The sequence below is a fragment of the Amycolatopsis sp. DG1A-15b genome (assembly GCF_030285645.1).
GTDB lineage: Bacteria > Actinomycetota > Actinomycetes > Mycobacteriales > Pseudonocardiaceae > Amycolatopsis.
Map to the genome: position 1 here is coordinate 5,133,987 of NZ_CP127296.1, position 11,468 is coordinate 5,145,454.

An 11,468-nucleotide genomic window follows, 5' to 3' on the forward strand; every position below is an offset into this window, starting at 1 on the left:
TCACTTCGCCGGCGGCGGGTTCAGCGGGAGCCAGTCGGCGAACCGGGTGGCGGACAGCTGTGCGTCCGGACCGGGCAGGAGCATGTCGTTGTCCAGCCGGGCACCGAAGTAGCGCGCTTCCGGGTCGGTGACGACCTCGCGGGGGTCACCGCGGAAGGCCAGCCCGGTGCGGATCAGCTCGTCGAGGCCGAACTGCTCAGGGCCGGCCACCTCGACGGTGCCGTTCAGCGGCGTGCCGACGGCGACCCGGCCGACCGCGCCGGCCACGTCTTCGGCGGCCATGGGCTGGATGCGGGCGTCCGACAGGCGCACGGTGTTCCCCTCGGTCGCCGCCTGGGCGATGCTCCCGACGAACTCGAAGAACTGCGTGGCGTGGACGATCGAGTACGGCAGCCCGGCCTCCTTGATGAGCTTTTCCTGCGCGATCTTCGCGCGGAAGTAGCCGCTTTCGGTGAGCCGCTCGGTGCCGACGACCGACAACGCCACGTGGTGCCCCACTCCGGCCTTTTCCTCGGCGGCGAGGAGGTTTCCGGTGGAGGTGCGGAAGAACTCCAGCACGGCGTCGTCGGCGAACGACGGCGAGTTCGAAACATCGACCACGACCTGGGCGCCGTCCAGGACCTCGGCCAGCCCTTCACCGGTCAGTGTGTTCACGCCCGAATCGGGTGACGCGGGGACCGCTTCGTGGCCGTGTTCTCCCAGTTTCCGGACGAGTTTCGAGCCGATCAGCCCGCTGCCGCCGATCACGACGATCTTCATGGTGTGCCTTCTCCTCCCGCGTCCCGGCCGCTCCGGAACGTCGTCGTCAATCAGGACCGGACAGGCCCGCGGTTTGTGACAGCCCGGATGTCACAAACCGCGGTGGCGTCCGGTCCTGGCTGGAGACACCGACCTGACGAACCGAGGTACCGCATGGACACGATCGACGATCTTCGCCGCCACCTGCAGTGGGCGATCGAACTCGAGCACGCGACGATTCCCCCGTACCTGTGCGCGCTGTACTCACTGGACCCCGTCCGCAATCCCGAAGCCGCCCAAGTCGTGGGCACGGTCCTCGCCGAGGAGATGATCCACCTGGCGCTGGCCGCGAACCTGCTCAACGCCGTCGGCGGCTCGCCCAAGCTGGACACGCCGGAACTGCTGCCGCCGTACCCGCATCCACTGCCGCACGGCGACCGGTCCGTGCACGTCCACCTGGCCCCGTTCGGCCCCGAAGCCCTCGAGCTGTTCCTGCGCATCGAGCAGCCCGCGTCGGCGGACGCACCGCCGCAAACCGACGAGTACCGGACGATCGGGCAGTTCTACGCCGCCATCGAGGCCGGCCTGCGCACGCTGTGCGAAAAGCTGGGCGAGGAGCAGGTCTTCAGCGGCGATCCGGCCCGGCAGATCGGCGAGCTCCACCTCCGGGGCGGGGGTGGCGAGGTGCTGCCGGTCCACGACCTGAAGTCGGCACTGGCCGCGCTGGCTGAGGTCATCGAGCAGGGCGAGGGCGCCGCGCGGACGGACGTGTGGGACGGCGATCGCGACGTCTTCCACCCCGAGCGGGAAGAGGTCGCGCACTACTACCGCTTCCAGGAGCTGAAGGTGGGCCGCCGCTACCGGACCGGCGACACCCCGCAGTCCGGGCCGACCGGCGAAGAGATCGCGGTCGACTTCGACGGCGTGTTGCCGATGCGGCACAACCCGCGCACCACCGACTACCCGGAGGGCAGCCCGATCCGGGCCGCCCAGGAGGAGTTCAACCAGATCTACAGCCTCCTGCTCTACCAGCTGGAAGAGGCCTTCAACGGCAGCCCGGGCGGGATGATGGCCGCCGTCGGCACGATGTTCGGGCTGCGCAAGCAGGCACTGGCGCTGATGAACACGCCGACCGGCGACGGGAAGACGACCGCCGGTCCGACCTTCGAGTACGTGCCACCCGAGCGGCGGAACTGAAGCACGGACGCCGTGCTCGCCGGTACCTCCCTGACGGCGAGCACGGTGGCGCCGACCTCCGCTCGCTCAGGACGGATTCCCTTTTCGTTCCAGGGAGATCGTGAAAGCGACCAGCAGGGCGCAGGCCGCTGCGATACCCGCGACCACGACGGCCACGCCGGTCCACGGCGCGGCGAGCGGGAGCAGGAACACGACGGTGGCGCAGCCCAGAGCGGCGCCGGGACGCAGGACGGTCCTCGCCACGATGGGCACGTGGGCCAGCCACAGCAGCTGAAGGAACACGCCCACGGAGGCCCCGACGGCGTAGCTGATCACGAGCGGCGAGGCCGGCAGGTGGTGCCCGGTGTCCTCGACCGCGACCTCCAGGCTCGCGCCGAGTGCGGCGAGCGCGGCGAAAATGCCGTAGTGGCCGTAACCCCACAGGTAAGAGCCCGCGCGGCGATCACGCAGCCCGTCCCCGGCCGGTTCCAGGAAGTACAGCCACCAGAGCGCGAAAAGCAGCACGAGGCCCGAGACGGCGATGGTGATGAACGAAGCGCTGACCTCGGCCGCCGCCAAAGCTCCTCGGACGCCGGTGATCGCGGCCAGGACGCTCTCGCCCAGCAGAATGATCGTGAACAACCCGTAGCGCTCGGCGATGTGGTGCGGGTGCCAGGTGGTGGCTCGGATCCGCTCCGCCCAGCGCGGCACCCCGAGTTCCCCGGCGACCAGCGCGAGGAAGCACAGCGGCCGGGTGACCGGCGACAGGACCTCCGTCTCGGAAAGGACGAGCCACCCCAGCCAGCCGACCTGCAGGACCGTGATGCCGGTGGCGTAACGAAACGCGGTCCGCCTGCGCGCCGGGTCCTCGACACCGGCCCGCAACCACTGCGCAACGAGCCCGATCCGCATGACGAGGTAGCCGACCCCGACGGCGCGGTAGTCGGCGACGGCCGTGGCGGGTACCCCGGCGGCGAGGACGAGCACGCCGGCCATCTGCACCATGGTCAGCAGCCGGTAGGCCACGTCGTCGGTGTCGTAGGACGAGGCGAACCACGTGAAGTTCATCCACGCCCACCAGATCGCGAAGAACACCTGGAGGAACCCGGCCACGCCGGTCAAGGCGTGACCGTCGGCCATGCGGTGCGCGAGCTGAGCGGTGGCGGCCGCGACGGCGACCACGAAGACGAGGTCGAACAGCAGCTCCAGCTGACTCGCCGCGCGGTGCGGTTCGTCGATCGGGCGCGCGCTCATCCGGACCCGGATCCGGATCCTGGTGCTCATCGGCGGCAAGGGCTCGCTCCATTCCACTCGCTCAGTCGGTCGGTCGCGAGCTAGGACAGCGCAGCGCCGGCGTTCGTGACCGGTAGGGCCGCGGCGCCGCAGGCAGTACCGGTAGGCGCTGAGCCGGTGGGGTGGGCCCCACCAGGGTGCCGGTGGCTCACTCCATTGAGCCTCCTCGAGGTCGTCCCTAGCGTCGGCTTTCGGGCGTGGGGGGGCGTCCTGGGCCGGCGTTGCTCAGCTTGTGATCGACAAGGGGGCTGGTGAATGGAATCAGGAACGATCGAGGTCGTCGACGCGGGCGGCTCCGAGAACGAGAAGCAGTCAAAGCGTAAGCGGAGCTTGCGGCGGATCATCGTCGTGACGGTGTCCGGGCTGCTGGTGCTCGTGGTCGTCGGGGTCTTCGGGCTGGCCTGGTGGGTGAGCGAAGCGCAGTTCAAGCCGGACCACCAGTACTACACGCACCCCGGCCACTCCGATGTCGTGCGCGAAATAAAGGAAGCCGGTCCCGGGAAGAACGTGGTCATCGGCTCTCCCGGCGAGCACACCCGCCGGCGTGGGACGTACCGGATGGTGTGGGACGGCGTCGAAGCGACTGTCGGCGACATCGTCGCCGCGTCGCCGGACTCCGTGGAGCGCCCGATCCTCAGCGGCCCGGCGCCGTCGGTCGGCACGACGGTGGACGTGACCAGCGTGATGATCACCGACCCGAAGACCTCGCTCGGACTGGACTACTCGGAGGTCTCGGTGGCCACCGAACTCGGCCCGGCTCCGGCCTGGTACCTACCGGCGTCCGGACTGGACGACTCGACCTGGGTGATCGCGGTACACGGCCAGAACGGACGCCGCAATTCCATGCTGGCGGCACCGGTCTTCCACCGGCTCGGCCTTCCGGTGCTCGTGATCACGTACCGGAACGACGAGGCTGCTCCGGCTTCCCCGGACGGTTTCCTGCACTACGGCGAGTCCGAATACCGGGATGTCGAGTCGGCGGTCCGCTACGCGCAGAGCAAAGGCGCGAAGCATGTGGTGCTATATGGCAGTTCGATGGGCGGCCTCATCGTCGGCCAGTTCCTCGTCCGCTCGTCTCTGGCGAACGTCGTCACCGCGACGATGCTGGACTCGCCGCTGATCAGCATGCCGATGGTGGTGGAGTTCAACGGGCAGCAGTACGGAGCGCCCGAACCGGCGATCTGGCTGACCGGCAAGGTGGTCCGCTGGCGCACCGGCGTCGACCTGGATCAGCTGGACCTGATCAACCACCCGCCGGCCACGAAGCCGCCGACACTGCTCATCGCCGGTGCGCGGGACTCGCAGGCTCCGGTGCAGATGGACCGTGATTTCGCCGAGGCAGCCAAGAGGATGAACTGGCCGGTGGAGTACCAGGAGTTCCCTGGCGCGGAACACGTCGAGTCGTGGAACTCCGCCCCCGCCCGATACGAGCACGCGGTCACCGACTTCTTCAGCCGCACGGTGGTGAATCCGCGATGACTCAGGCCGTCCGAAGGACTTGTGCCGACGCGGTGCGGTTGCCGGCCAATGCCGAGCTACTCGGCATCAAGTAGCTCCCCCGTGCGCCAGATGGCTATGCGGTACTCCTTCGAGCTCGGCGGCGGCGTTGGCTCTTTCGCGTAACTCGGCCGCAGAGTCGGCGAGATGCAGAATCTCGCGATGACGTTCCGCCATGGCTGTACGCCCACGATGGGTCACCATCGCGCGGTACATGCCGGGTTCGAGCTCGATCGCGATCGCGTCACCGGTGGGTGAACCGAGCGCGAGTTGGCCGCTGGGGCATTCCAGCTGGTAGGTGCCCGCTGAGGTGTATCCCTCGGCCGCGTCAGTGGCAGCCTCGGCGCGAAGCGCGACGAGCACCGAGACCGGGGCGATGTCCTGGACACATTCGATGTAGAGCTCGTAGCCCGTGGACGCAGCGATCGAGTGGCGAGCTCGTTCGATGGCCTCGTCGGCGCCAGTCGCCGCGTCGTTGTCTTGGTCACGCAGTGTGATTAGACGGTACGAAGGGACTGTGACCAGCTGCCAGCTGCCACCCTCGCCGGACGCGGTGAAGTCGGACATGACGTCATTGTGTCGTGCGGGACCGGGACTGGCGACGGCAGCGGCTCCCGGATGGTTCACAGAGGTCCGTGGTCGGATGATCACCGGCGGATGTGCGAGAGTGCTCGGCCATGAACCATCTCGAACAGCTTCGGAGTACGGCGATCGAGCGCGGCATCCCGACCGAAGCGGCCGACCGGATCGGCCGCTTTCTCCGGGTGGCGATCTGGGTGTGCAATGCCAACCGGTACGGCGTCGGATCCGCCGATCGGCACGGTGGCGTGGTCGGACAGAACGGCGGGCTGCCCCGCCTGCCGGTCGGCACGGAATGGCCGTACGCCGACATCAGCGGCCTGGGCCGGTTGCCGCTTCCGTTCATCGCCTCGCTCGACTGCGCGAAGCTGCCGCGGGCCGACGCCCTCGAGCTCCCGGCGGACGGGACGCTGCTGTTCTTCTTGGCGCACGAGCACGCTCTGCACGCGCACGACGAGCACGAGTTCGCGCGGGTCGTCCACATTCCGGCCGGAACCGCCACCGCGCAGGTGGAACAGCCACCGCCCCACGACGACGACTGGTTCGAATCGGGTTTCCTCCGGCCGCAGTCCGACCTTGTCGCGCTGGTCCAGCCGGAGATGCCGGGCTGGTTCGACGAACCCGGGAACCTCGAGTTCCAGTCGGACGTCGTCCGGCTTCAGGTGGGCGACACCGCCCACCTCGAAGATCTCCGCACCTTGTTCAACGAGCTCTGGCCGCAGGCGACGACGGGCGCCGACCTCTACCTCGGCGGCTATTCGATGGAGTTGGGCATCGGCGAAAACGCCGAGTACGGCATGGCGGAGGACTCGATCGCGCACGACGTGCCGAACCGCGACCGGCTCGTGGAGGAGGAGACCGCCCGGCTGATGAGCGAGTGGATACCGCTGGCCCAGTTCCAGCTGGAGGACCAGGTACACGTCGGCCGCTTCCTGATCCGCCACGAAGACCTGGCCGCCCGGCGCTTCGACCGAGTTCGGTCGCTGACCATGTTCACGGAGTAGACGAGGTCCACGCAGCGAGCCGAAGGCACAAGAGCGGCACGTCTCCGCCGTGCGCTCCGCGTGGTGGGCAGCCTGAGCGACAACCCGCCGCGCGTGCCTCAGGCGGACGGCGGCCCCTCACCGCTCTTTCTCGGCTCGGCGACGGGACCAAGCGCCGGCATCGGTGGTGTAGCGGACGAGGAGCCGCGCGAACTGGGTGCGTTCCTCCGGCGACCACCCGGCCGTGATGCCCTCGAACGCTGCGCGCTGCTCGGCGGCGAACCGGGCTCGCTCGGCCTCGCCGTGTTCGGTGAGCTCGAGCACCGTCCGGCGGCCGTCGGCCTGGGAGGCCGCCCGCCGCAGCAGGCCGTCGGCGATGCAGGCCGCCACCGTCCGGCTGGCCACCGGCTGCACCACGCCCATCTCCGCGGCGAGCCCGCCGACCGTCATCTCACCCGGAGCGTCGGCGACCACGTTCAGCACCAGGTTCCGCGAGACGTCACGGCTCGTGGCCGGCGTGCGGCGGCGCAGCCGGGACAGGGCCGGCCCGATCTGGTCCAGCAGGGCGTCTTCGGCGGAACTGCTCACCTCCCGGATCGTAGTACCTCCGGCATTTGCATACCAGAGGAAAACTGCATAGCATCCGGTATGTAACCGCGAACGAGAAAGCGAGGCCGCCATGGCCACCACTGCCGTCACCGGCGCCCGGGTGTTCGACGGGGAGAAGACGCTGGGAGTGCAGACCGTCGTCCTCGACGGCCGGAAGATCAGCCAGGTCGGCGGCGACGTACCCGACGGCGCCGAGGTCGTCGACGGCCGGGGTGCCACCCTGCTGCCCGGCCTGATCGACGCGCACGTCCACTCCGCCCCCGGCTCCCTCGCACTGGCCCTGCAGTTCGGCGTCACCACCGAACTGGAGATGCAGGGCATGAACACCCGGGAGAACCGCGCGCACATCACCGAGGACGACACGGTCGCCGACGTCCGGTCGGCAGGCTTCGGCATCACCCCACCCGGCGGTCACCCCAGCGAGCTCATGCCCGAAGGGTTCCGGCCGGCCGGCAACCTGCCGCCGGTGATGCCGCTGATGCCGTTCTCCACCACCCCGGAAGAGGCGGCCGCGTACGTACCGCAGCTCCTGGCGCGCGGCTCCGACTACATCAAGTTCATGGTCGACGACGGCAGCGTCGAGGGCCACCCCGGGCTGCCGATGCTCGACCAGGCCACGCTCAATGCGGGCGTCGCCGAGGCCAAGAAGTACGGCGCCCTCACCGTCGCGCACACCCTGACGCTCGACGCCACCCGCATGGCCGTCGAAGCCGGGATCGACGGCGTCGTGCACGTGTTCATGGATCGCCCGCACACCAAGGAAATCGTGGACCTGATCGCCGGGTCGGGGATGTTCGTCGTCCCGTGTGTCTGCCTCGACGCCTCGATGATGGGCATCACCGGCAGTGCACTGGCCGACGACCCCCGGGTCGCCCGCCGCCTCGACGACAAGTGGGAAAAGACCCTGCGGTCAAGCTACAACCGCTACCCCCAAGGCAGGCTCGAGGACGTCCTGGAGACCGTACAGGCACTGGCCGCAGCGGGCGTGGACCTGCTGGCCGGCACCGACGCCTCCATGGCCGAAACCTTCTTCGGCGGCCTGGCCCACGGAGCCAGCCTGCACCACGAACTGCAGTACCTCGTGACCGCCGGCCTGACCCCCGCCCAAGCACTGCGCGCCGCGACGGCAACCACAGCCCGCCGCTTCGGCCTCGGCGACCGAGGCCGCATCGCCGAAGGACTCCGCGCCGACCTGCTGCTCGTGGACGGTGACCCCACGGAGAACATCGGCGACACGCTCAACACCCGAGCCATCTGGCGACGCGGCCGCCGGCTGGAGAACTCGTAACAGCCACCGGCTCCGCGCCCGCTGTATCGGCTTGCCGCAGACTGTGAATTTGTGACTCCCACCGTGACGCAGGACAACCGGCGCCATCCGCCCACTGTCCACGCCGTTCTCCTCACCCGGGTCAGAATCGTGCGGCGATCCTCCTCCGCAGGTAGTCGACAACCTTGCCCAGAAGAACGTTGTCCTCGAATCTTCCCTGCTCGTCTTCGAACGATACGACCGTCAAATCGTCGCTCATCATGCCGTCGAACTCGAAGTCGTCCACCTCGACGGTGATCCACCAGTTCCACATGATGGTCGGCCCGGGTTCGGGATCGGGGTTGATTTCGATCAGCAAGCGAACGCCAGGAAACTCGCTCGACAACTGCGCTGTCCATTGATCGCGCAGTGCGCGCATGACCGGACGGTCCCGCTGCCATCTACTGGTCATGGTCAATGCCAACCCGACTTCCCACAGCCCACTTTTCCATGGAAGAGATCGTAGTGGCGCTTGCCACCTTGATCCGGTGACTAGAAACCCTCGAACAAAGCGACTGCCTGCTCGTAGTCCCCTTCGCGGAACGCCTTCGGCGGCAGGATGAAGTGCACGTAGCCGCCATCGCCGAGGTCGTGGTGCCCGATGGTGATGAGGTGGCGGTACGGCTCCTTCAGCTGGGAGAAGCTGTTCTCCAGGTGCGGCCAGCCGAACGCCTGGTCGGGCGAGAAAAAGACGTCCTCGTACTTGTACAGGCCCTGCTCACGCTCACAGAACTCGAGCCAGGGATCGCCGAGGCGGTCCGAAGCCAGCCAGCCCGGCGCCGACCGGTAGTAGAGGGAATCTTCCGTTTCTCCGCCGTAGTCCACCGTGTCGAGGATCGGGTCGTAGGAGACTCCGTGCATCGACGGCAATGTCACGACGGGCACCGCGTAGAACGGCTCCGGGGCGTGGATCGATGCCGGTGCGGGTGCTGCCTCCTCGATCGCCAGTGCCGGGTCCGCCGGGATGATCCGACAGCATCGCGGGTCGTCCAAGTCTAGGAGGGGCGCGCCCTCGAGCACGTATCCGCGCCGGATGTCCGGGTCGAAGTAGAAGATGTTCAGCAGCCCGTCGGGTGGGCGTTCGTCGCCGAGCCACGAGCCGAGCGCCTCGACGTCCAGGACGGCGAACAGGCTGAGCGGAACGCCGTCGTGCTCGGGCCACGGCGTGCCGGGATTCAGCAACGCCGGACCGCCCCACCTGCCGAGGCCGGCCGCGCTGATGCCCGGCTTCACCGGACGCAGCCCGAACCCGGGTTTCGCCAGTGCCGCGACCTGTGTCCCGACCTGCTCGCCCAGATGCTCGACGCACAGCTCCCGCACTCTCGCGCAGGCTTCCTCAAAGCTCACCCGGCTCATCATGACATCATGCTCGCAGCCGTACCGTCACCACGCCTGTGGCAGCCTGAACCCGGCACTCCACTGTGGATTCACCTCCTCAACGAAGCCCAGCGCCACGGCGCCGAAGACGAACCCGGTCCGCGACGACCGGAACGTCGGTCAGCTGCCGGACCGCCTCGGCGATCTCTTCGGACGTCGCGTCCACGGTATGCGTGAACACGACGAAGGTGCTTCCGTACCACTTCCTCTGCCACCGCGCACCCCAGCGCGACGACGCCCCACGCCGGGACAGCGGATCGAACACCGCGACCGCAGGCACGCTCACTCCCGGACGGGGCACGAACGCCACCACCCGATGACGGCCCGGCGCGGCGAAATACAGCCAGCGCGGCCGAAGCCGGCTGACCCGCACCTGCGCGAGCGCCGACCACGGCACCAGGTCGAACCCGCGCGCCTCGACACCGTCCGGTCCGCAGCGCAGCTGCCACGGCTTCCCCCGCGACCGCATGAGCGACACGGTGCCGATCGCCAGCACCACGAGGAAAACCGCGGGGCAGCTGATCGCCAGCCACGGCTCCAGCAGGCCCCGCACCGCGATGAAAACCTCGAACACGAGGAATCCGACCAGCACGCCGAGCGCCGGCAGCTGGCCCCTGACCGACGGTTTCAGCAACAGCGTCCTTGACGACTCCACGTCCACCCCCTCGTTCACGCACAGCAGCGCTTCAGCAGCGCGATCCGCAGCGTGTCGCCGCTGGGTGGCAGCGGCCGGATCAGGAACCGGCGCCACCAGTGCCTTCCTCGGGTGACCACGGACTGCCGCACCTACCCGGCACAAGCCTTCCACAGGAGCGCCGTGAGAAACATCCGCTCTTGCCGCATAGCGTGCGCCCTGGCGAGCCAACCTCAGCGGCACCTTGGCTCGGCACTGGCTCGGGCCTACGGCCGAAGCACCAGGTCGGCGCTATGGTCCACGCAGCGCTGCCGGGGACGGGGCAGGCCGCGAGCGAGTAGCGCTCGGTCGAGGTGGCGGTACAGGCCCCCGAGGTCGACCGGGCCTGGGCCGTCGACGAGGAGCCGCACGAGTTCGCCGGTGAACTCGGTGTTGCGGGCGTCCACGCGGTAGGCGGCTTTGGCCGTGCGGTTGGTGGCGGTCAACAGGTGCAGGTCGGCGGCGGCGGGAGAGTCCATGGCCAGACCGGAGTAGCAGCAGTCCAGGATGACGACCCGGTGCCGGGCAGCTGCGCGCTTTATGATCTCCAGTACGGAGTCCACGGGCAGAGAGGTGCGACGGGCGTCCCGTGGGGTGTCCACCGAACCGGGCAGGGCCAGGCACAGGCGGTCGTATTGGTCACGCAGGCCGTGTCCGGCGTAGTAGAACAGCAGCAGGTCCGCCGGGGACGACGCGCACCGGTCGAGCGGGTCGAGTACGAGGTGGGCGGCGGTCGGGTCGGTGACCGTGTGCATGCCGCTGGGGTCGACGACCTCGGTGAGGGCGTCGAACAGGTCGGTGAGGTTGGCGGCGGCCTGGTCCAGCTGGGGCAGGCCCTGGGTGTAGGTGCAGGTACCGACCAGCACGGCACGGGAGTCGAACACTCAGTCCTCGTCCAGCAGCCGCACGATCTGGTCCAGCAGCGCCTCGGCGTCCTGCGGGGCCTCGACGTTGATCTCGAGCGGTTTTCCTTTGTGGCTGGCGGAGATCCGCAAGCTGATCTTGCGTGCCTTGACCCGCTCGGTCAGCCAGGTGAAGAACGGCCGGGCCAGCGGGGCGGTGGCGGCCAGCACGACGGCTGCGTCGGCGGCGCCGCCCAGCTCGCCCTCGGCGGGGCCGACCATGCGGAGGCTGACGCTGCCCCGCAGGTCCTCCTCCAGCCAGGCGACCAGGTCGCGGGCGTCGCGGTCGCGCTCGGCGGGGGTGCCCTCGAACTCGAAAAGAACCTCGTGCACTG

Annotated in this window: 13 protein-coding genes; 4 read left to right on the plus strand and 9 right to left on the minus strand. The window is 68.9% G+C overall.

From position 1 onward, the window contains the following. The gene (locus QRY02_RS23345) at positions 1 to 759 is read right to left on the minus strand and encodes an SDR family oxidoreductase (RefSeq protein WP_285993649.1); all 759 of its coding nucleotides are present in this window, start codon (positions 757 to 759) and stop codon (positions 1 to 3) included. 153 nt (positions 760 to 912) lie between these two features. Between QRY02_RS23345 and QRY02_RS23350 the strand changes: the two genes are divergently transcribed. Further along, positions 913 to 1,935, plus strand: a complete 1,023-nt coding sequence (locus QRY02_RS23350) for a ferritin-like domain-containing protein (RefSeq protein WP_285993650.1) — start codon at positions 913 to 915, stop codon at positions 1,933 to 1,935. Positions 1,936 to 2,001: 66 nt separating this feature from the next. Here the strand turns inward: QRY02_RS23350 and QRY02_RS23355 are convergent, their stop codons facing one another. Further along, positions 2,002 to 3,198, minus strand: coding sequence for a low temperature requirement protein A (locus QRY02_RS23355; protein WP_285993651.1), 1,197 nt, complete (start codon positions 3,196 to 3,198; stop codon positions 2,002 to 2,004). A gap of 264 nt (positions 3,199 to 3,462) precedes the next feature. On the opposite strand from QRY02_RS23355, the gene QRY02_RS23360 reads away from it, so the two are divergent. After that, positions 3,463 to 4,686, plus strand: coding sequence for an alpha/beta hydrolase family protein (locus QRY02_RS23360; protein ID WP_285993652.1), 1,224 nt, complete (start codon positions 3,463 to 3,465; stop codon positions 4,684 to 4,686). A gap of 66 nt (positions 4,687 to 4,752) precedes the next feature. On the opposite strand, the gene QRY02_RS23365 is transcribed toward QRY02_RS23360, so the two are convergent. Further along, complete coding sequence (locus tag QRY02_RS23365; RefSeq protein ID WP_285993653.1) at positions 4,753 to 5,271, minus strand: hypothetical protein; 519 nt, start codon at positions 5,269 to 5,271, stop codon at positions 4,753 to 4,755. Between the two features lie 110 nt (positions 5,272 to 5,381). Here QRY02_RS23365 and QRY02_RS23370 point away from each other — a divergent pair, with 110 nt between their 5' ends. Beyond that, positions 5,382 to 6,287 (plus strand): DUF1963 domain-containing protein, encoded by a 906-nt coding sequence (locus tag QRY02_RS23370; protein WP_285993654.1) that lies wholly within the window; start codon positions 5,382 to 5,384, stop codon positions 6,285 to 6,287. Positions 6,288 to 6,404: 117 nt separating this feature from the next. Here the strand turns inward: QRY02_RS23370 and QRY02_RS23375 are convergent, their stop codons facing one another. Continuing rightward, positions 6,405 to 6,854: a MarR family winged helix-turn-helix transcriptional regulator gene (locus QRY02_RS23375; RefSeq protein WP_285993655.1), complete on the minus strand. Its 450-nt coding sequence runs from the start codon at positions 6,852 to 6,854 to the stop codon at positions 6,405 to 6,407. A gap of 91 nt (positions 6,855 to 6,945) precedes the next feature. Here QRY02_RS23375 and QRY02_RS23380 point away from each other — a divergent pair, with 91 nt between their 5' ends. Then, positions 6,946 to 8,163: an amidohydrolase family protein gene (locus QRY02_RS23380; protein WP_285993656.1), complete on the plus strand. Its 1,218-nt coding sequence runs from the start codon at positions 6,946 to 6,948 to the stop codon at positions 8,161 to 8,163. A gap of 121 nt (positions 8,164 to 8,284) precedes the next feature. On the opposite strand, the gene QRY02_RS23385 is transcribed toward QRY02_RS23380, so the two are convergent. The 5 genes from QRY02_RS23385 to QRY02_RS23405 form a co-directional block, all read right to left on the minus strand. Further along, a complete protein-coding gene (locus QRY02_RS23385) occupies positions 8,285 to 8,560 on the minus strand; it encodes a hypothetical protein (RefSeq protein ID WP_285993657.1) in 276 nt (91 codons plus the stop codon). A 113-nt stretch (positions 8,561 to 8,673) separates the two neighbouring features. Beyond that, positions 8,674 to 9,528 carry a DUF1963 domain-containing protein gene (locus QRY02_RS23390; RefSeq protein ID WP_285993658.1) on the minus strand — a complete coding sequence of 285 codons (855 nt, stop codon included), beginning with the start codon at positions 9,526 to 9,528 and terminating at the stop codon, positions 8,674 to 8,676. 88 nt (positions 9,529 to 9,616) lie between these two features. Continuing rightward, positions 9,617 to 10,366, minus strand: a complete 750-nt coding sequence (locus tag QRY02_RS23395; protein WP_285993659.1) for a hypothetical protein — start codon at positions 10,364 to 10,366, stop codon at positions 9,617 to 9,619. A 92-nt stretch (positions 10,367 to 10,458) separates the two neighbouring features. Next, complete coding sequence (locus QRY02_RS23400; RefSeq protein WP_285993660.1) at positions 10,459 to 11,115, minus strand: caspase family protein; 657 nt, start codon at positions 11,113 to 11,115, stop codon at positions 10,459 to 10,461. Then, positions 11,116 to 11,466, minus strand: a complete 351-nt coding sequence (locus QRY02_RS23405) for an effector-associated constant component EACC1 (protein ID WP_285993661.1) — start codon at positions 11,464 to 11,466, stop codon at positions 11,116 to 11,118. Between the last annotated feature and the right edge of the window lie 2 nt (positions 11,467 to 11,468).